Genomic DNA, 21,390 nt, shown 5'->3' with positions numbered 1-21,390 from the left:
CTTAACTTCCTATAGTGGCTTTTTGTTTTTTAGGTGAACGTTTAAAATGCTCTTTTTGTTGTGCACTGAATTTTTTATAACGTGTCTGCCAAGCGGATGGTGAGGTGACTTTTTCCACCTGTACCGCGGTGACTTTATATTCAGGACAATTAGTTGCCCAATCCGAACTGTTAGTGGTAATAACGTTGGCGCCACTGATGGGGTGATGGAAGGTAGTGAATACCACGCCACTTTGCATACGTTCACTGACTTTTGCTTTCAGTACAGTATCACCCGCACGGCTGCTAATGCCTAACCAGTCACCATCATTAATACCTCTTTCTTCGGCATCGTTAGGATGTATTTCAAGTAAATCTTCTTGGTGCCAAGTATTGTTCGCGGTGCGTCGTGTTTGCGCCCCAACATTATATTGACTGAGTATTCGCCCAGTGGTTAATAATAACGGAAAGCGTTTGTTAGCGCGATCTTCACTAGCAAGGTAGGGCGTAATTGCAAAACGACCTTTACCAATGGGAAAGCTTTCCACGTGCATAATAGGTGAACCATCAGGAAACTCTTCGTTACAAGGCCACTGAATACTACCCTGTTCGTCCAATTTCTTATAACTGACCATACTAAAAGTAGGCACTAATGAGGCTATCTCATCCATTATTTCAGAAGGATGTTGATAATTCATCGGGTAACCTAAAGCATTAGACAGCTTTTGGGTGACTTCCCAGTCTGCGAATTCAGCTAATGGCTTCATCACTTTACGCACCCGATTTATGCGTCTTTCTGCATTGGTAAAGGTACCATCTTTTTCTAGAAATGAAGAGCCGGGTAGAAATACGTGTGCATATAGCGCGGTTTCATTGAGAAAAATGTCTTGCACAATCAAGCACTCTAATGATGACAATGCCGCCTGTACATGTTGGGTGTTAGGATCCGATTGTAAAATGTCTTCTCCTTGCACATACATGGCTTTGAACGTGCCTTCAATGGCGGCATCAAACATGTTTGGAATACGAAAGCCCGGTTCGTTATCTAAAGTTACGCCCCAACTTTTTTCAAATTTAGCGCGCAAGACATCATCACTGACATGCTGATAACCTGGCAGTTCTTGTGGGAATGAACCCATGTCACAAGAGCCTTGAACATTATTTTGTCCACGCAATGGATTAATACCTACGCCTTCACGGCCTATGTTACCTGTGGCTAATGCTAAGTTTGCTATGCCCATGACCATGGTTGAACCTTGGCTATGCTCGGTAACGCCTAAGCCATAATAAATAGCGCCATTTTTTGCCTTGGCAAAAGCACGAGCGGCAATGCGAACTTGTTCGGCATTAACCGTGGTAATACTTTCCATCGCTTCGGGTGAGTTGATCTCATCAAGAATAAATTCACGCCATGCGTTGTATTCATCAGTACGCTGCTCAATGAAATTTTTGTCCTCTAAGCCTTCACTCATAACGACGTGTGCTATGGCATTGATCATAGCAACGTTAGTACCAGGTTTTAGCGGCAGATGATGATTAGCACTTATGTGAGCGGTATTAAGTAAATCAATGGTTCGGGGATCAACGACAATTAACTCTGCGCCTTGGCGCAAGCGTTTACGCAACTGCGAGGCAAACACTGGGTGAGCGTCAGTAGGGTTTGCACCAATAACCATAACCACATCAGATTTCATCACTGAGTCGAAAGTTTGTGTACCCGCAGACTCACCAATGGTTGCTTTGAGTCCATAACCTGTGGGTGAATGACAAACACGAGCGCAGGTGTCGGTATTGTTATTACCAAAAGCAGCGCGGATCAATTTTTGTACTAAATAGGTTTCTTCATTGGTACAGCGAGATGAAGTAATACCGCCAACACTTTCACGGCCATATTTAGCCTGAATGTTTTTAATTTTATTGGCGGCAAATTCTAAGGCTTCATCCCAACCGACGACTCGCCATTCTTCATCAATGCTGTCGCGCACCATAGGCTCAGTAACGCGGTCTTTATGAGTTGCATAACCAAAGGCAAAGCGGCCTTTGACACAAGAATGACCTTGGTTGGCTTTACCGCCCTTGTAGGGCACCATGCGTATGACTTCTTCACCTTTCATTTCAGCTTTAAAAGAACAACCAACGCCACAATAGGCACAGGTTGTGATAATACTGTGTTCTGGTTGTCCTTTGTCAATTACTGATTTTTCCATCAGTGTTGCCGTTGGGCAAGCCTGTACGCAGGCGCCACAAGAGACACAATCAGAGGAGGCAAAATCGTTTTCACTGGTACCAGCGCTGACCTTTGAGGCAAAACCTCGACCTTCAATGGTTAAGGCAAAAGTACCTTGAACTTCTTCACAGGCTCTAACACAACGAGAGCAGGTGATACATTTACTAGGTTCGAAGGTAAAATAAGGGTTAGAGTCATCAATCTTGGCGTCAAGATGATTATCGCCATCAAAACCATAACGCACTTCACGTAAGCCAACGGCTCCGGCCATATCTTGTAATTCACAGTCGCCATTACTTGAACAGGTTAAACAGTCAAGTGGGTGATCAGATATATAGAGTTCCATGATATTGCGGCGTAATTTTGCAATGTCATTATTCTCAGTAGACACCACCATGCCTTCTTTAACCGATGTCGTACATGAGGTTGGATAGCCTCTCATACCTTCAATTTGTACCGCACATAAACGACATGAACCAAAGGCTTCGATGTTATCAGTTGCACAAAGTTTAGGAATATTAATATCAGCTATTGCGGCAGCGCGCATTACTGAAGTACCGGCAGCAACCGTTATTTTTACCCCGTCAATTTCAAGACACACTGTTTGTGTTGAGGTGCTGGCAGGAGTGCCATAATCTTTATTAAAATCGATTGGTTTATTCGACGTGGTATTAGTGGCTGGATCATAATAATTAATCATGATTGCTCTCCTGTGTGGTTAAAAAAAAGTCTTGAGGAAAATCAGTAAAAGCACTGCGCACGGGTATAGGTGTCATACTGCCCATTGCGCATAAAGAACCGTCAATCATGGTGTCGCAAAGGTCATTAAGTAAAATCATATTATCAGCACGGCTCTCATCATTTTTTATACGATCAATGACTTCTACACCACGTGTTGAACCAATTCTACAAGGCGTACATTTCCCGCAAGATTCAACCACACAAAATTCCATTGAAAAACGTGCTTGTTCTAGCATATCAACACTGTCATCAAACACGACAATGCCGCCATGACCTAGCACGGCAGAGGCTTTAGAAAATGCTTCATAATCAAGTGGAATATCGAGTTTATGGCTAGGTAAATAAGCGCCTAATGGGCCACCGACTTGAATGGCTTTTATTGGGCGGTTGCTGGCGGTGCCACCAGAAAAGTTATCAATAAGATCTTTTAAACTTGAGCCAAAAGGTAGTTCAATTAATCCACCTTGTTTAATATTACCGGCGAGTTGAAAAGGTAAGGTGCCTCGTGAACGATTTGTGCCATATTGTTGGTAGGCCTGACTGCCTTCACTCATAATAAACGGAATAGCCGCTAGAGACAGTACATTGTTAACAATGGTGGGTTTGCCAAATAATCCTTCTAAAGCCGGAAGTGGTGGCTTAAAGCGCACCATGCCTCTTTTACCTTCTAGTGATTCTAAAAGGGCAGTTTCTTCACCACAAATATAAGCTTCTGCGCCTAATCTCACTTCTAAATTAAAGGTTTTACCACTACCACAAATGTTATTACCTAAATAACCGGCGGCACTAGCAATCTCAATAGCTTGTTGTAATATTTCATCGGCAATAGGATATTCTGAACGTAAATAAATATAGCCTTGGTCGGCACCAACCGCTAATCCGGCAATAATCATGCCTTCAATCAGCATAAAGGGATCACATTCCATGACTAATTTATCGGCAAAGGTGCCAGAATCGCCTTCGTCAGCATTACAGACAATATATTTTTTATCCGCAGTGGCATCTCTTACCGTTTGCCACTTTATACCGGTAGGAAAAGCAGCGCCACCTCGGCCACGAAGACCAGAGTCTACAACAGCGGTGACAATTTCCTGAGTCGATAAAGCGAGTGACTTTTGTAGGCCTTTAAAGCCATCTAAGGCAAGGTATTCATCAAGAGAAACTGGGTCAGTAATACCTGCACGGGCAAAGGTAAGGCGAGTTTGTTTTTTTAGATAGGGAATGTTTTCAGTTAGGCCTAAGGCTAGCGCATGAGCTTGTGGTTTTTCATGGAGAATATTCTGGCTGATATCTTCCATAATGCTTGCAACATCAGCGGATGCTACAGGGCCATATGCCATACGGCCCTGTGCTGTTTCTATTTCAACCATAGGTTCTAACCAAAATAAACCACGTGAGCCATTTCTGATTATTTTTATATCAATATCATGATCGGATAAATAGTGCGTAAATGCTTGAGCAACTTCATGTGCCCCTAAAGAAATAGCGGTACTTTCTCGTGGAATAAAAATTTTTGTTGTCATGGTCACTCTCACTTTAATTCGCGGTCTACATTAGAAAGAATTTCTTCAAACCTCTGATTAGAAATACGGCCATAAAGATCATCATTAATTCTAATGTTAGGGCCAGTTGCACAATTACCGAGACAATAAACACTATCCAAGCTGAATTTTTTATCACTGGTCATTTGATGATAATCAATAGCTAAAAAATCTTTAGCGTGTGCTTCAAGTTCTCGACTTCCTCGAGATTGACATGCTTCTGCACGGCAAATTTGAATTTGATATTTACCAGGAGGAGAAGTGCGAAATTGATGATAAAAACTAATAACACCATGAATTTCTGCTGGTGTTTGTTTTAGTTTTGTCGCTATTCGCTCAATCGCTTGAGAAGATATATAGCCCATTTCTCTTTGAATGGCATGTAATATTGGTAACAGAGAGCCTTCTTTATTTTTCAAAGAATCAATGATGTTTTCCACATTTGATAAGGGGGAAGAAAATTCTATTTTCATACTAACTCCGAAGGCCTGTTATAAAATATACATATGAAGTGAATTGCATATTTGTTATTGTCTTATAGTTCTTTTTATAGCCTGACTATAGCACCATTGTTTTATTATAAGAATATGAATTTTTATTCATAAATGAGTGTTGTTTTAGGTGGCATTAACGCTGCGATTTGACCGCTAACTATAAAGTTTATTAGCTAATGGCATAAAGTATTATTGATAATTAGAACAGCCAAAAATAAAAATAAAACTCAAAAATAATATACAGGTGAAGAAAATGACCAATAAAACACTATTGTCAAAGAGAATTCAAATTAAGCCCGCATGGTCATTTTACGATGAGCAGGGTGAGTATGTAGACCCTCGACTTTTTGTTTTGCTTAATGCGGTACACACATATGGCAAGTTGACGGTAGCGGCAACAAAACTAGGTATGTCGTATCGTCATGTTTGGAATGTACTAAAAAAATGGACTGACTTTTTTGGCTCTGATTTAGTCGAACTTAAAAAAGGTAAAGGCGCACTTTTAACGCCGTTAGGTGAAAAATTACTGTGGGCTGAACAAAGGGCACAGGCTAGATTTGAACCTCAGTTAGTCAGCATTGCATCAGAATTAAATTTAGAAATACAAAAACACTTAATGGTTAAAGAGCCTTTGCTAAAAATTGCGGCAAGCTATGGTTATGCAGTGGCTTTACTGCCTAATTTTACTAATAAATTTAAGCTAGACTTACAATATAAAAGCTATGAAGAGTCATTTGATGCTTTAAGCAAAGGTGAGTGTAATATTGCCGCATTTCACTTACCCACCGACATTGTTAGCCAGCGATTAATTGATATTTATAATAAATATTTTAAAGCTAATACTTATAAAGTCATTCGGTTTGTGACCCGTAAACAAGGCTTAATTGTTAAAAAAGACAACCCTAAAAATATTACAAAAATTTCAGACTTAATGCAGGATGAGGTTAAATTTATTAATCGGCAAAAACATTCAGGTACACGCTTATTAATAGATGAATTACTGGCAAGATCATCAGTAGACTCTAAAAAGGTGATTGGTTTTGATAAATTTGAATTTACACATTCTGCTATCGCTGCTTATGTAGCTTCAGGCATGGCCGATGTTGGCATTGGTATTGAAACCGCCGCTCGTCAATTTGGTCTGGATTTTATCCCATTAACCACTGAACACTACGTGTTGGTTTGTCATCACAAGACCCTCAAAGAACTCTCTGTACAGCGCTTAATTACCGAGATAAAAAGTGATAGATTTCATGAGGAAGTATCAAAATTAGCGGGCTATGAGTCTATTGCTTGTGGTGATATTGCGGATTTAGAAGATATGTTACCTTGGCAAGTTTAAGGATAAAAGCACCAGTTATCTTGATTGCCATAATAAATATAAAACCGCTTTAAACGAATTTAAAGCGGTTTGAATTGTAGCTTTACAAGTTGAAAATATTAACCCTTAGGGTGTGTATTTTCAACGTGATGTTTAGCCTCTACAGGGCGAATAGTTAAGTTGGCAAAGAAAGCAACAACTAACAACGCAGCCATAGCATACATAGTAGTGTTATATAAGCTTGGTGTTGGGTCAATAGTACCGGCTGGCACTAATTCCATTAACTTACTTACCGTCACTGTTTTTGCTGCAACAAGTTCATTTAACTGACTAACGGCAGAGCCAAATTTAGCCTGGAATACCGCAGGATCTATTTTTGCTACTAAGTCAGTTATGGCGTCATTGACCGACATATTTCTAAGATACGTGATAGCAAATGGACCTAAAACACCAGCGGTTGCCCATGCGGTTAACAAGCGACCATGTATACCACCGACATGTAATGTACCAAATATATCGGCTAAATAAGCTGGAATAGTTGCAAAACCACCACCATACATAGTGAAGATAACCATGGTGGCACCGTAGAACATAACTAACCAAACCGTAGATGGATCTGCACTGACTTGAGATGCAGCATAAGGTATTGATAAGTATAGTAGCGTTCCTAACACAAAGAAAAAGTGGTAAGTGTTTTTTCTGCCAATGAAATCAGAAATTGATGCCCAGAAAAATCGACCACACATATTAAAGACCGAAATCATTAATACGTAAGTACCGGCAAAGGCCGCGGTAGCTACATCAGGTAAGGTCGAACCAAAAATATCAACCATCATAGTTTTAGCCACACCAATAACACCAATACCGGCTGTTACGTTAAAACAAAGTACAACCCATAACTTCCAGAATTGTGGTGTTTTTAGTGCTTGATCAATATGTACATCGTTATGTGAGATCATACTTTTTGCAGATTCATCTTTCTCTGGAGGAGTCCAACCTTCAGGTGTCCACCCTTCAGCCGGCACACGATACGAGAACGAGGCAATAATCATCACAATAAAATAAACAATACCTAGTGTCAGGAATGTTCCTGCAGCACCAGTATCACCCGTACCTACAATATAAACACCTGCATCACCAGGAAAAGCCATATTTGCCGCTTCACCAGCCGTTGCAACAATAACTTCCACTGTACCCGAAGCTGTTTCTGCAAAACGCTTGCCCGCTTCAGTTATTAGTTTTACAGCACCTTCTGTGCCTAAATAAGTAGGAGCAACAGCATGGAATTTTAACAAAGCAGCAATAAGTGGAGCACCGATCATTGCACCGCCACCAAATCCCATAATAGCCATACCCGTAGCCATACCGCGTTTATCAGGGAACCAACGCAGCAAAGTAGACACAGGTGAAACATAGCCTAAACCTAGACCACAGCCCCCAAGCGCACCATAACCCAGGTAAACAAGCCACAATTGATGGGTTGATATACCAACACTACCTATGATAAAACCGCCACCCCAAAGAAATGCAGCAGTAACACCAACACAGCGAGGACCGACTTTTTCTAGCCATTTTCCAGCGACTGCGGCAGATAAACCAAGAAAAACAATAGCAACAGAAAATATCCAAACCACGTTACTTAAAGACCAATCTCCAGATGAACTAGTCACTACGCCTAATTCTTTAATAAGCGCAGGGTTAAAAATACTCCATGCGTAAACAGAACCAATACATAAATGAATTGCAATAGATGCTGGTGGGACTAGCCAGCGATTAAACCCCGATTTAGCAATTATTTTATCTTTCATTAAGAAAGAAAAAAAGCCCCCACTTTTATTTGACATTATTTAATACCTTATAGCTACAGCTTGATATAAATATTTATACTCGTACAACTAGCAAACTGATGAAGGGTAATTACAGAAGCTATTTATTTTCAAAAAATAATATTTGAGCATAAAATATATAATGTTTTACCGTTATTCTTTGTTCTAAATTATTCACAGTTAAGCTGAATCAAGTATAAAAAAAGAGAATAATTAAGGTGAATGTATGTTTTTATAAAAGCCTGATAGTTAAAACTAACCACAGTTTTTATATCTTTTTTTGACAATCAATTTAACTACCTTGTTTTTATTAACACAAGTATATGAATTAAATTACATATATTGGTTTTTTATTACCCAAAAACTATACCATTGGAGTATTAGCATTAAAATATGAATGAATATTCATATTAAGTGATTATTTGTTACTGCCTAAGGTAGACACTTTTAGTGGTTCACTTGGTGTTATCAATAGTGAGTTAACCCCAAGTGCTGTAACGGTTACCTTCATCTGTAAAGGCTAATTAGAGTGTTGTTTATCGTTAAATCATTGTTTTATTTTTTGTGCGCTGCACTTCTTAGGGTAGCAATTTTTAGCATCAGGTTTTTAGAACTAGATTGTCGACTAATGAATGGTGTGTTGTTGCTTGTCCCACAGACTTCCTTGCCAATGAGAGATGGTTCCAGCCGCTTGGCAGCTATCGCAATGCCACTCAATTAGGCTAAGGTTAATACAGCTTGCTTCAATGTCTCCCTCGCAATGCAGTTGCTCAGCGCGAGTGTTGCATTTCAAATTTACAGCAACTAAGTCAATATCAACTATTGGCGGCTCTGTATGCGTAGAAACCGATGATGCAATACGCTGAGAAACCGATGATACAATTTTACTGAGAAATTTGAACACTGTTTTTGCTTGTTCAGTCAGTGCGAGTAATTTACCTTCTTCGTCCAGAAAATGTCTTAAATCTGTTTTTAATACCATAGGTTTTTTCAATCAAAGTCTGCTAATGCGCCTAAGATATAGTACTTAACGCTTTTGGTACATTATTTCTCAGTTAATACTGCTCAGTTAATCCAGCTGAGTTAATATTATTAGGCTGACAGTTGGGTTAGATAAATACAACCGTTCGACTAATTAATACGATTAACCTTGAACATAAATTCGTCAAGCTAAGCGCATAGATTTTAAGCACTGAATCACTGTTTTATTGACCAACAAATAGTCAATGCTCATTCGGTTAATTAGACGCTATGCTACATTATTTCACCGATTACTTTCACAGGTTATTGTGGTCTTAGGACTGAAATTATTGTCCGCCTCTATTCAACACATATATTGATCACATTACAGCCTATTATCAGCAAAAGTTAACTTTCTTGTTGCACGCCGAGGGAATTTACCTAGGTAGCCTTGCCTTAATCATAAGTTATATCGGCTCAGGTGATAAGATATAAAACACACCAAGTAGTAACGATAAATTAACAAACAAATAACCTTTGTCGAGCTGCTTATGTGCTAATCTGCTGACTTCTGTGAAAGTGAAGTTAAAAGGAAGTTAAAATCATTTACATTGCAATGACTTTAAAGCTCTTTTTTTCTCTTCCTAAATCTATTTAATCAATGACTTACAACTTATGTCTAGGGCTCTGTCTCTTCTCATTTAGGTAGGTTTGAGCATTTAGACTCGGCTTTTATTTATAGTTAAAAGTGAGTGATTAATGATGCTGAAATTTTTATTATGTTTCAGCGCAATTTTCTGAGTTAGAGACCAAGGTGGTCTAGCATTCACTTTTGTATTTAAAAATGAAAATCCTCCATTGAAAAATAGCGGGTTACATAAAAAATATGAAATATTCTCGGCTAATGATGGAAAACCACTCTTTCATAATGAGACAGCAAAATAGACTAACTCTGTGATCAAATTTCTGAAAAAATTCAGTAAATTAATTGTTGTGATGACATCAGCCATTGTCGGTGTCGGCTCTTATTTTTCTGGTTTTTATGCCTTTTCAAAGACAGAAGCGGTAATTAACAGCATGGTTATTAACTTTACCTATATTAGTCAAACTAAGGTGTTTGAGTCAGTGTTATATAAAATGGAACTTGCCAAATGAATTCGCCTGTAAAATCAGTCAAGCTGTTGGCTAAAGAGTTACGCCATCGTGCAGAAGTGAAGCTAACAAAACAAACGGTTCCTAGTGACTCTGCAGCGCAAAAAATGCTACACGAATTGCAAGTGCATCAAATTGAACTGGAAATGCAGAACGAAGAGTTACATCAAGCGCAGAGAACACAAAAATTACATTACCGTTACACTGAGTTATTTGAATTTGCCCCTATTGGCTACTTTTCTTTTGATGTAAATGCCATCATTAATCAGGTCAATTTTCGAGGGGCTAGTTTACTGGGTATTGAGCGAGCTAACTTGGTCAATAAACAGTTTTTAAACTACGTAAACGCTCAATATCGAGATAGCTTGAAATCTTGCCTATTCAAAGCATTTGCCGGCAGTGGTATCCAATCCTGTGAGATTTTAGCCGAAGTTGGTACAAAAACATTGTGGCTGAATATTGAGGCAAATCTTGGTATTACAGGTACTGACTGTCTTGTTGCGGTAACGGACATTAGTGAAAGAAAAAAAATTGAACATGAGCAAAAGCTCGCTAATGAAGAGAAAGAAAAACTAGTCGACGAATTAGCCCTTGCCGCCAAGGTTTTCACTCACGCCCGCGAAGGCATTTTAATTACTGATACTAAAGGTATTATTATTGAAGTTAACGACGCCTTCACTGAGATCACCGGCTATAGTCGCGAAGACTCTCTTGGTCAAAATCCAAGCCTTTTACAATCAGGACGCCAATCAGCAGAATTTTATATCGCCATGTGGAAAACAATTTTTACCACAGGAGAGTGGTACGGAGAAATCTGGAATAAACGCAAAAATGGTGAAGTATATCCAGAAATTATGACCATTTGTGCCGTGCATAACGATGCTGGCGAGTTACAAAATTATTTAGCTATGTTTGGTGACATCAGTGTGATGAAAAGCAAGATAAAAAAACTTGAGCATATCACTCACTACGACTTACTGACCAACCTGCCCAATCGTGTTTTACTTGCCGACCGATTAACTCAAGCTATGTTGCAGTGCAAGCGCCGTCAGCAGTCACTTGCGGTGGTATTTCTAGATTTAGATGGTTTTAAACAGATCAATGACAGCTATGGACATGATTTAGGTGATGAACTGCTCATTGCTCTCTCAATTCGCATGAAAGGTGCATTACGTGAAGGTGATACTTTAGCTCGCTTTGGCGGCGATGAATTTGTCGCGGTATTAACCGATTTAAGTAAAGTTGAAGACTGTAAGGCGACATTAGAGCGCTTATTACGGGCAGTGTCAGAGCCTGTTGCCTTAGGTGATGTGGTGTTAAATGTATCAGCCAGTATTGGCGCCACCCTTTATCCGCAAGACAATGCGGAGGCAGACTTGCTTATGCGTCATGCTGATCAAGCTATGCATGTGGCTAAAGAGTCGGGTAAAAATTGCTATCATTTATTTGATACTGCTGAAAATGTCGCCATTAAATTACAACTAGACAACCTAAAGACTATTCGTAGCGCATTAGACAACGAACAATTTGTCCTCCATTATCAGCCTAAAGTTAATATGAGGACAGGCTTGGTGACGGGTGTTGAGGCGCTGATTCGTTGGCAACATCCCGAGCGAGGCTTATTAAACCCCTTTGAGTTCTTGCCCTTGATTGAAAATCACCCTATGAGTATCGAAATGGGTGAATGGGTTATTGATACGGCATTGAGACAAATTAGCCAATGGCAAACCATAGGACTTATCTTACCCACAGGTATAAGTGTAAATATTGCTGCCATGCAATTACAGCAGCCTGATTTTACCAATAAACTCACTAGGCTACTAGCCGCCCATGCAGATGTTGAAGCACGCCATTTAGAACTAGAAGTGTTAGAAACAAGTGCCTTAGATGATGTGATTCGGGTCTCAACCACCATGAATGACTGTATGGCGTTAGGCGTAAATTTTTCTTTAGATGATTTTGGTACTGGCTATTCGTCTCTGACTTATCTTAGACGTTTACCTGCCAACCTGATTAAAATAGATCAAAGCTTTGTGCGAGATATGCTAGTGAATGTTGACGATTTGGCCATTGTTGAAGGCGTCATTGCTTTAGCTAAATCATTCAAGCGTGAAGTGATTGCAGAAGGCGTTGAAACGATTGAACACGGCACAGCGCTATTGCAACTGGGCTGTGAATTAGCACAAGGTTACGGCATTGCCAGACCTATGCCTGCGAGTGATATTCCCGCGTGGATTAGTTGTTGGAAGCCTGATATTAGTTGGCAAAGCTAAATAAAACGCCGTATGGCTTGAAACCCATCTAGGTTAGAATGAGGCCAGATTGACTCTGGCCTCATTCTAACCTAGTTCAGGCCTAGTTCAGGCCTAGTTCAGGCTTAGTTCAGATCTAACTCAGATCTAACTCAGATCTAACTATCGCCTGATGTTGGTATAACGCCTGATCAAACATAGTTTTTTGTCACACAACTGAGACATTTTAAAGCGCGAGTATGGGGTAATAAGGTATTATTATTCCCGATACGAGCTACCCTTTTTATCGAGCATAGCTTTTTGCTGCTCAAAATGAGCGTAAGACTGCCCTCGAAACTCATCCCAACTTTCTGCTGTTTGTCGCGCTAACTCATGAGAGAGAATATTCAGAGGCTGGCCGGTGGAATAAGCCAACACCATAGTCTTACAAGCTTTTTCCAGATAATACAGATCCTCAAAAGCTTCGGCGATCGTCGCGCCAGTAACCGTAATGCCGTGATTACCCATCATTAAAGCATTTTTACCGGCCAGGCTATCCACGATGCGTTTGCCTTCTGTATCACTGGTGGCAATACCGCCAAAACTTTCATCATAGGCGATGCGCTCAAAGAAGCGCGCGGTATTGTTATCAATGGGCAATATACGTGGATCTTTTAACGTTGAGAGTACAGTGGCATAGGTAGAATGTAGGTGCAGAATAACTCGGGCTGTTGGCAATAACGCATGCATATTGCCATGAATACTCCAAGCCGAAGCATCAGGCGCTTGGTCAGTCTGCATAATACTATCGTCTTCACTATCCAGTAACTGTAGATTACTTGCCGTAACATTTGAAAAATGCATCCAGCGACGGTTCATCAGGAATTTTTTACCATCTGCAGAGACCGCAGCGCTTAAATGATTGGCCACTGACTCATGCATATCCATTTCATAAATAAGCCTGAAAGCAGCGGCCAAATCGACGCGTAATTCTTGTTCTGTTTGCATTTTGCTTATCCTCAATTTTCTTATCCTCAATAGATTTCGACTGATTAGGTCTCTAGTGATGGCTAAAGTGGCGCCGTTACTTCTGCTTCTGCTTTTGGATAGCTAGCACGTAAAACACGGTAAACACTGCGCAGATCGCCTCGGTCAACATAACAACCCCGTAAGTGCCTTGCGCCACTGCCCTTGATAAAGGAAGCTCGGCCGTGAGCGATGCGGTGGTTGTCGAACACCATACATTCGCCAGCATTTAGGCGAAAGGTCATCAAATATTGAGCGTCTTGTAGCATCTGTCCAAACTTACGAAAAGCGGGATAAAAAGTATCCATTTCACGCTGAGAAAAATCAAATACATCAGCTAAGTGCTGACTAAAATTAATACCGCTAACCTCACCATTATTAGGGTCGAGTTCGATTATTCGCTGCTTAGTGCGAACATCTTGATAGTGGGTGGTATAGCGATAAGGTACTTGGTATTCTGTCAGTATTTTGAAATATTGTGGATAGCTTTGTTTTAAGGCGTTGGCCACGGTAGTTGCATCGACAAACAAGCTGTTGCCGCCTTCTGCATCATTAACCCTACAGTGCAAGAACTGGATACCTGGAGCCAGTTCTTCTGCAGGTAAATCAGTATGTAACTCAAGTGCTTTGCTGGTGTAAGCAAGGTTTTCAGGATTAGCTTTAGACTGGACATCAAAGGTGTAACCAGAAAAAGAGGGTCGCACAGTGCCAAACAGTTCGCATAGGGTTTTCAGCCCTTCGTTTGAATTTGGCATATCTTGAATCAGGGCAACACCTTCATCTAACATGGCCTCCGCCCAATCGGCTACACTGGCGGGGTTAGCCATCACATCGTCATAGCTAAAACGCGCCATGTTTGGGTAGTGATCGCCGTACCAAGTTTTACGGGCACGAACGGCCAAATCACCATGGTTTTCTCCCTTGTGCCAACGTTCAAGCCAGTCTAGGTTGTAACGACTTTGATAGCCATCGCTCCAAATAACTTCCAGTGAGGCTGCATTTATCCAGGCGCTTGTTGCGTGTAAATCATCAGCTTCATCAAGAATATCAAAGGTGCGTTCCTGAGTGCTGCTATCCCATGAGGTGGCGCAATTATCGCGTAACCAGAAGTAATTGAAATAAACCATTTCTGCGTTCATCGGGAGTTCTATACCGGTTTTCAGTAATACAATATCAGACATTCAGCAGCGCTTATTTTTGTTTATTTTAAAATTGAAATTGTAGCATTTGGGCCATCTAATGTCGAAAATACCAGGGGGGAATTGCCGTACTAAGTGCTTAATAAAGTATCATTGTTTTTTAAAAAAATGATTAAAGCTGCGCGCTATTCATTATCGTTAGCCATGCCAGTAGCGGGTGAAATAATAAAGTCAGCATAGGCCAAAATTAACCCGTAATGTTCACTGAAAATTTTTGATAAAACAGCATTATGATGATGAGTGTAAGCTTGCGTTGAGTGAGATAGTTACAGGGTAAACTTAAGTTACACTTAATGGTGCCGATACTTGTTATATCAATTTCATTAATTAGGTGGTCTACTTTATACGCAGGAAAATGGCCAAATATAAGACATTTATTTTAATAACGAGTTGTGCTAATTGTTAAATAAATAACGCAGTAGTGGGTTATTTTAACCAGTAAAAATGATCAGATAATGAGTGAGATTGGTATCCTATATGCTTTGATAAACCGAGGTGAATTTTATGAGCTCAACAATTAAACCTAATGATAGCTATAGCCAAGATGTTCGAACATTAGCAAACGCCTCAGATAAAACCTTGAACAAGCCAAAGGGGCAGCAAATATCTGAGTTGGCTAATGATAAAAATATTGTTAAATCACAAGACTCTATTTATGCCAACCATAAAAAGCAGCTTAATGCCGCTATTATAGAATCTTCACTGAAGTTCAATACCACCATGGGCGATCAGCCGCTGTCATTGTTGTTAAAAACTGCATTACAGGGCATAAACGAAGCGCTTAAGGAAACCTGGGCTGATAATCCTGTTGAAAGTAGCGTTGAGGACAGTTATCAGTCGGGGGTTGATTTCAGCCCTGAAGCAACAGCAGAGCGTATTGTTGCTTTTAGTACTCAGTTTCTAGGTGCTTATCAAGAGCAGCATCCTGAAATGGCTGCAGAAGAATCGTTAACGGCTTTTGTTGATATTATCAGTGGCGGTATAGAGCAAGGTTTTGCTGAAGCCAAGGATATTTTAGGTGATTTAAAAGTATTGGCGGGCGATATTAGCCATAATATTGATAAAACTTATCAGTTGGTGCAAGCAGGGCTACAGTCTTTTGTTGAAGCTTTAAGTGCTAAAGAAGTCGATCAGCTTGAACCGTAACAAGGATAATAGTCGGTTATTTAGCCAGCGGTAACGGTGAACATTTACCATGAAGTACGGCTATATCGAGCCACTTTAAACAATTCACTTGGCTGATATTTCTATTGTGTTCATTTAAATAAATAACTAAAACAAGGTGTTAATGTTGGTTTTTGCTTTTTTCTAGTTAGGTGTAAAATTAATTTCATAGCCATATTTTATAGTGATGAGCGCTAGGCAGTAATTTATTCAGCGACTGTTATTTTTACCTATATCAGTAATTTTTAATTTATTTGTACTGATTTAACTCACTTTAGTGCAGAATCAATTGTAATGGCTTTATAAGCTATGTAATTTTATAAATCATTTTTGAAAAGGAGTACGTCAGTTGTCTAGGAAGAAATTTATCGAGTCTCATGGTGGTACAGCGAATAATTGGAGAACTGATTTTTCATTTGTAAACCATGCAGCTAAGTTTGTTATTTTTGGTGCTTGGGATACTCACACTCAAGAAGGTCGGAGCTTAATCCTTGATAAGGCTTGGGTGCAAAATAAAAAAGGTAGAAAGCAACCGGGTTATATTCAAGCGCTAGAGCATATAAGGTTAGTTGAGGAGGAGGGTTATCAACTAAAAACCTTTCCAATAATTGAAGATTTGGATTATGTAGATGCCACTGATAGCGGCAAAACTAGTAGCAAAGAGTTTATAAAAACCTTAACGGATATGACCCTCAACTTTACTGATGATAAATGGTATGCAGAAGGTGCTCACAAGCCTGAATATAGCGCAAAACCTATCGCAAAAGAGGCTGTAGATCTGTTAGAGATACTCAATTTAGCTATCGAAAAAACAGAAAAAGAAAACTTAATCTTGTGCCGCATTGGGCAAGGGCAGTTTAGAAAAAACGTTATCGATATTTGGGGTAATGGCGAAACATGTGCACTGACAGGTATAAATATTGCTGAAATGTTAGTCGCTTCTCATATTATTCCGTGGGCAAAATGTGAAGACAATAAGCAAAAGTTAGATGGCGTAAATGGCATTTTATTATGCTCGCATGTTGATAAGTTATTCGCTAAGCATTTAATTACTTTTGAGAAACAAAGAATGCGCTATATTATCAAAATTGCCCATAGTCTTGATCTCGCTTTATTAAAAAGTATCAGTATTGAAAAGGGGTTAGAGCTGGCTATAGCTCGCATGCATCCTAGGTTACAATTGAGATTTGATGAATATATTCTTGAGCATAATAAAATTTTTGCCATGAATGACGTTAAATAACACCGCGATTTTTTTATCCTTGTCTAGCTATTGTAGATACCGCTTGATTAGCTAAGCAGAGCAAGCGGTTTTCTAAATATCGAGCGATTAAAAATGTCAGTTAAACTGATAGCTAGTAACTGACAGCTATAATCAATATCTCATTTAGTAGTTAAAAAAAACGGGCATCATCAGATGCCCGTTTTCAGTTAACACTTAATACCTAATAGTTAATACCTATTCGTTTGGTATTAACTATCTCTCATTAGCGATTAATCTTCTTCAACTAAAGTCATTAGTGACGTGTTGCCACCAGAGGCAGTTGTGTCAATGCTAATGGTTTTTTCTGTTAATAAACGCTGAATCAAGTGATCAAAATATTCAGAACTGATCACAGGTAATATGGCCCCTGAACGTTCAGCTAATTTTTCACTGATAAAGTGCTTACGATCACAATGACTGTCAACAACAATACCTGATAACGCAGGATGCGCCAGCATAGTTGTTAAGTGACATAACTTAGCCACTTGGAAAACATCTGCATCTTGGCCGGTAGCAATAAACTTATCTCTAAAGGCAATCGCTTCATCATAATACAAATCAGAGACCACAGTAATAACGGTATTACCCGTTGCCAATGCCGTTACAATAGAAAGTAACCAAAAATGAAAACTCACATTTTTATCGGCAAAACAAATGATATTGCCGCGGTTTTCCAAATAAAGCACATTAGACTCACCCGTTGGCCCAGGTAAAAACGTTGGCTTTTTCAAACGCTTTTCAATACTAATTAATTGTGAACGAGCTGATTTTAAGGTGCGGTTTAAATCGTCAGCTAAATCTTCAACAATTTCAACATGGGCAATTTTTGCTAACAATTGACGTACAGAAGAAAGGCGGGTATTTAACTCAGTTAAGCGCCAGCCTTTTTCTGCTGCATTAGCCTTGTCCATAAACAATAGGGCTTCTTTTTCCGATTGTTCACCACCGTCTAAAGCTTCTACCTGCCATGGTAGTAATTTAAATTGCTCAGCATCGGGTGTTGCTTTTTCTATTACTAAACGCGTGAGGTAATTTGGCCCACCTGCTTTTGGTCCAGTACCTGACAGGCCACGACCACCAAATGGTTGTACACCGACAATAGCGCCAATCATATTACGATTGATATAGACATTGCCAGCACGTGATAACTTGGCTAAATCAAAGGCACGGTGTTCAATACGGGTATGAATACCCATAGTTAAACCAAAACCTGTACCATTAATTTTATCTACAACCGCTTCTATGTCATTGCCTTTAAAGCGCACAACATGTACACAAGGACCAAATACTTCCTTCTCTAGCACGCTAATGTCTTTAATTTCATAAAGTCGTGGCGCAAAAAAGAAATGTTCGTTCTGCGCTACTCCATCTGTTACCTCACTGGCAATAGGGCATTGGTACAGCAGTTTGCCATGGGTTTTCATGTAGTCGCTGTGAGCATTGAGGGCATCTAATGCTTTTTGATCTATCACTGGACCTATGTCTGTGCTTAATTTTTCTGGGTTACCCACATGTAATTCTGCTAATGCGCCTTTAAGCATAGTAATAACGTCATCAGCAATATCTTCTTGTAAAAATAACACGCGCAGCGCCGAACAGCGTTGACCTGCAGACTGAAATCCTGAAGAAATAACATCATCAACCACTTGCTCAGGTAGGGCGGTAGAGTCAACTATCATGCAGTTTTGGCCACCGGTTTCTGCGATAAAGGGGACTTGATCGCCACCTCGGTCAGCCAAGGTTTGTGAAATAATAGTGCCGGTTTCAGTAGAGCCGGTAAACATAACGGTTTGAATACGAGCATCAGGCACAATAACGCTGCCCACTTGACTGCCACGAGCAATAACCGCTTGTACAACGCCTTCAGGTAAGCCAACCGACTTCATTAATTCAATGGTGCGTAAGGCAATTAAACTGGTTTGTTCGGCAGGTTTTGCTAATACCGTATTACCTGTGGCAATAGCGGCAGCTACTTGACCTAAAAATATCGCTAATGGGAAGTTCCAAGGGCTGATACATAAGACAACCCCACGCGCTTCTAAGCGTTCATCAGCGGCAACTTCAACCGCTTGTTGTGCGTAATAACGACAAAAATCAACGGCTTCACGTACTTCATCAATACCGTCTTGGGCTATTTTACCGGCTTCTTTAATGCACAAGGCAATAAGCTCGTCGGTATGGCGTTCAAGAATATCAGCCACGCGGCATAATAAATCAGCGCGTTCAGATACTGGCGTTTTTGACCATGTAGTAAATGCTGTTTCTGCCGTATCGATCATCTCAAGCATGGCGGCTTTGTCGTGCAGATGATGAAAGCCAATGATTTCACGATGGTTAGCTGGGTTCTTAACCGAAATTGCACCTTCGGGGATATCATTTTTATTAAGCAGGTGCTCAACAAACCAGTAATCTAACGAGGCTTTTAACGGCGTGATGACACTAATGTCGGTTAAATCTAAGCCTTTAGAATTATCACGGCCAAGACCTTTCGCGTCATGATATAAGGCAATAGGTCTAAGTATTTGGTTGTTATACTTATCTTTTAAGCGTTGAGTTCTTTCAACTGGGTCTTCAAGTAATGACTCGACCGGTTGCGACTCATCAACAATGGCATTGACAAAAGAAGAGTTAGCGCCATTTTCCAATAAGCGACGGACCAAATAAGCTAATAATTCTTCATGATGGCCAACCGGTGCGTAGATGCGACATTGAATGTTCTCAAGTGACACTATTTGGTCGTACAAAGAATCTCCCATGCCATGTAAGCATTGAAATTCAAAACCCTCTTTATCATCACCGGCAAGTTCAACAATCGTTGCTGCAGTGTAAGCATTATGTGTGGCAAACTGTGGGTAGATAGAATCTCTGTATTCTAATAACTTATTGGCACAGGCATGGTAAGAAACATCGGTAGAAGACTTACGTGTGAAGACTGGAAAGTGGCTAAGACCCTCTTTTTGAGTGTTCTTAATTTCTGTATCCCAATATGCACCTTTGACTAAGCGCACCATCATTTTTCGGTCAACACGTACGGTTAATTCTCGTAACCATTCAACAACAAAGATAGCGCGTTTTTGATAGGCTTGTAATGCCATACCAAAACCATCCCAACCGGCTAATTCACTGTCACTAAATACCGCTTCAATAACATCAAGCGATATATCTAAGCGTTCAGACTCTTCTGCATCAACGGTCAAGCCAATGTTATAACTTTTTGCTTGCAGGCAAAGCGCTTTTAGTTTTGGTACAATTTCAGCCATGACACGTGCTTGGTGGCTAAACTCATAACGGGGATGAATAGCCGAAAGTTTTACTGAAATACCTGGTACTCTGCGTGGGTCGTTTTTACCGGTAGTACGAGCCACTTTACCAATCGTTTCTATCGCATCTTGATAAGCTTTATAATAGCGGTTAGCGTCGTCCATTGTACGAGCGCCTTCACCTAGCATATCGTAAGAGTAAACATAACCTTGCTGTTCTTTTGTCGCAGCACGCTCAGTGGCCGCTTTGATCGTTTCGCCCATCACAAACTGCTTACCCATAATTTTCATGGCGTAGTTCATTGACTTACGAATAACAGGCTCACCTAAACGGCCAATAACTTTTTTCAATAAACCAAAGCTATCTTTTTTGCGTTTATCAGCATAATTAACCATAGTGCCGGTAATTAACAAGCCCCATGATGAAGCATTTACAAACAGTGACTCACTGCTGCCAAGATGACTGCTCCATTGTCCTTGAGAAATTTTGTCACGAATTAAGGCATCTTGAGTATGCTTATCTGGTACACGTAGTAAGGCTTCAGCCAAACACATTAATACCACACCTTCTTCGCTTGATAGAGAGTATTCCTTTAACAAAGCATCTATCGCGCCAGTACCCGCTTGGTCTTGGCGAATTTTTAACACCATTTTACGCGCTCTTTCCCAAGCACGACTTCGAGCACTAACATTAACTTCTGCTAGTGGCAAAATATGATCTACCGCTGTATTTTCATCAATACGATAAAATTCACGAATTTTCTGACGAATTGGGCAATCGGTGATAAATGAATCATTAAAAAGCATATATTTTTCCTCAAAATAACTAAGTAGTAGCGTGGTACTAGTTAGCGATAGTTACATTAATTTTAATCGTGCATTCTAATTAAAACTTAACCGTATGTGCTAGTTAAATTTTGGTTTAAAGCCATTTAAAGTAGCGCTAAAATAGCCTCTGACCATATAATATATTTCAGGTTAAAGGCTTAGAATGAAAAAGTGTGAC

The 21,390-nt window shown here is 40.0% G+C and carries 13 protein-coding genes; 5 read left to right on the top strand and 8 right to left on the bottom strand.

From position 1 onward, the window contains the following. Position 1: 1 nt before the first annotated feature. Genes fdhF through H4J61_RS07565 form a run of 3 tightly spaced genes read right to left on the bottom strand, consistent with a single transcriptional unit; the run spans position 2 to position 4,960 of the window. Positions 2-2,905: a formate dehydrogenase subunit alpha gene (gene fdhF, locus H4J61_RS07575; RefSeq protein WP_182138189.1), complete on the bottom strand. Its 2,904-nt coding sequence runs from the start codon at positions 2,903-2,905 to the stop codon at positions 2-4. Continuing rightward, entirely contained in the window at positions 2,898-4,469 is a 1,572-nt protein-coding gene (locus H4J61_RS07570; protein ID WP_182184576.1) for an NADH-quinone oxidoreductase subunit NuoF, read from the bottom strand. Before H4J61_RS07570 ends, fdhF begins: the two co-directional genes overlap by 8 nt. A gap of 8 nt (positions 4,470-4,477) precedes the next feature. Continuing rightward, positions 4,478-4,960, bottom strand: a complete 483-nt coding sequence (locus H4J61_RS07565; RefSeq protein ID WP_182138191.1) for a formate dehydrogenase subunit gamma — start codon at positions 4,958-4,960, stop codon at positions 4,478-4,480. Between the two features lie 274 nt (positions 4,961-5,234). Here H4J61_RS07565 and H4J61_RS07560 point away from each other — a divergent pair, with 274 nt between their 5' ends. Then, a complete protein-coding gene (locus H4J61_RS07560) occupies positions 5,235-6,323 on the top strand; it encodes a substrate-binding domain-containing protein (protein ID WP_182138192.1) in 1,089 nt (362 codons plus the stop codon). Between the two features lie 98 nt (positions 6,324-6,421). On the opposite strand, the gene H4J61_RS07555 is transcribed toward H4J61_RS07560, so the two are convergent. Then, on the bottom strand, positions 6,422-8,146 hold the full coding sequence (locus tag H4J61_RS07555; protein ID WP_182184575.1) for an OFA family MFS transporter: 1,725 nt from the start codon (positions 8,144-8,146) through the stop codon (positions 6,422-6,424). Between the two features lie 607 nt (positions 8,147-8,753). Further along, complete coding sequence (locus tag H4J61_RS07550; protein WP_259363178.1) at positions 8,754-9,122, bottom strand: hypothetical protein; 369 nt, start codon at positions 9,120-9,122, stop codon at positions 8,754-8,756. A 920-nt stretch (positions 9,123-10,042) separates the two neighbouring features. Here H4J61_RS07550 and H4J61_RS07545 point away from each other — a divergent pair. Together H4J61_RS07545 and H4J61_RS07540 are read left to right on the top strand one after the other, a co-directional pair. Continuing rightward, complete coding sequence (locus H4J61_RS07545) at positions 10,043-10,243, top strand: hypothetical protein (protein ID WP_182184574.1); 201 nt, start codon at positions 10,043-10,045, stop codon at positions 10,241-10,243. Further along, positions 10,240-12,513 (top strand): EAL domain-containing protein, encoded by a 2,274-nt coding sequence (locus tag H4J61_RS07540; RefSeq protein WP_259363176.1) that lies wholly within the window; start codon positions 10,240-10,242, stop codon positions 12,511-12,513. The genes H4J61_RS07545 and H4J61_RS07540 overlap by 4 nt, the downstream gene beginning before the upstream one ends. A gap of 237 nt (positions 12,514-12,750) precedes the next feature. Here the strand turns inward: H4J61_RS07540 and H4J61_RS07535 are convergent, their stop codons facing one another. Together H4J61_RS07535 and H4J61_RS07530 are read right to left on the bottom strand one after the other, a co-directional pair. Beyond that, entirely contained in the window at positions 12,751-13,479 is a 729-nt protein-coding gene (locus H4J61_RS07535; RefSeq protein WP_182184573.1) for a class II aldolase/adducin family protein, read from the bottom strand. Positions 13,480-13,541: 62 nt separating this feature from the next. Beyond that, entirely contained in the window at positions 13,542-14,678 is a 1,137-nt protein-coding gene (locus H4J61_RS07530; RefSeq protein WP_182184572.1) for a TauD/TfdA family dioxygenase, read from the bottom strand. A gap of 522 nt (positions 14,679-15,200) precedes the next feature. Between H4J61_RS07530 and H4J61_RS07525 the strand changes: the two genes are divergently transcribed. Beyond that, positions 15,201-15,842 carry a DUF5610 domain-containing protein gene (locus tag H4J61_RS07525; protein WP_182184571.1) on the top strand — a complete coding sequence of 214 codons (642 nt, stop codon included), beginning with the start codon at positions 15,201-15,203 and terminating at the stop codon, positions 15,840-15,842. Positions 15,843-16,209: 367 nt separating this feature from the next. Then, entirely contained in the window at positions 16,210-17,103 is an 894-nt protein-coding gene (locus H4J61_RS07520; protein ID WP_182184570.1) for an HNH endonuclease, read from the top strand. A 251-nt stretch (positions 17,104-17,354) separates the two neighbouring features. Here the strand turns inward: H4J61_RS07520 and putA are convergent, their stop codons facing one another. Beyond that, on the bottom strand, positions 17,355-21,191 hold the full coding sequence (gene putA, locus H4J61_RS07515; protein WP_182184569.1) for a bifunctional proline dehydrogenase/L-glutamate gamma-semialdehyde dehydrogenase PutA: 3,837 nt from the start codon (positions 21,189-21,191) through the stop codon (positions 17,355-17,357). Between the last annotated feature and the right edge of the window lie 199 nt (positions 21,192-21,390).

It is taken from the genome of Colwellia sp. MB3u-4, assembly GCF_014077065.1.
Taxonomy (GTDB): Bacteria; Pseudomonadota; Gammaproteobacteria; order Enterobacterales; family Alteromonadaceae; genus Cognaticolwellia.
Note: the sequence above shows the minus strand (reverse complement) of the source record. Positions and strands in the feature narration are given on the sequence as shown.

Excerpts from the sequence above, each read along its gene's own strand:
- fdhF (WP_182138189.1), bottom strand. The coding sequence starts at position 2,905 with ATGATTAATTATTATGATCCAGCCACTAATACCACGTCGAATAAACCA.
- H4J61_RS07570 (WP_182184576.1), bottom strand. The coding sequence starts at position 4,469 with ATGACAACAAAAATTTTTATTCCACGAGAAAGTACCGCTATTTCTTTA.
- H4J61_RS07565 (WP_182138191.1), bottom strand. The coding sequence starts at position 4,960 with ATGAAAATAGAATTTTCTTCCCCCTTATCAAATGTGGAAAACATCATT.
- H4J61_RS07560 (WP_182138192.1), top strand. The coding sequence starts at position 5,235 with ATGACCAATAAAACACTATTGTCAAAGAGAATTCAAATTAAGCCCGCA.
- H4J61_RS07555 (WP_182184575.1), bottom strand. The coding sequence starts at position 8,146 with ATGTCAAATAAAAGTGGGGGCTTTTTTTCTTTCTTAATGAAAGATAAA.
- H4J61_RS07540 (WP_259363176.1), top strand. The coding sequence starts at position 10,240 with ATGAATTCGCCTGTAAAATCAGTCAAGCTGTTGGCTAAAGAGTTACGC.
- H4J61_RS07535 (WP_182184573.1), bottom strand. The coding sequence starts at position 13,479 with ATGCAAACAGAACAAGAATTACGCGTCGATTTGGCCGCTGCTTTCAGG.
- H4J61_RS07530 (WP_182184572.1), bottom strand. The coding sequence starts at position 14,678 with ATGTCTGATATTGTATTACTGAAAACCGGTATAGAACTCCCGATGAAC.
- H4J61_RS07525 (WP_182184571.1), top strand. The coding sequence starts at position 15,201 with ATGAGCTCAACAATTAAACCTAATGATAGCTATAGCCAAGATGTTCGA.
- putA (WP_182184569.1), bottom strand. The coding sequence starts at position 21,191 with ATGCTTTTTAATGATTCATTTATCACCGATTGCCCAATTCGTCAGAAA.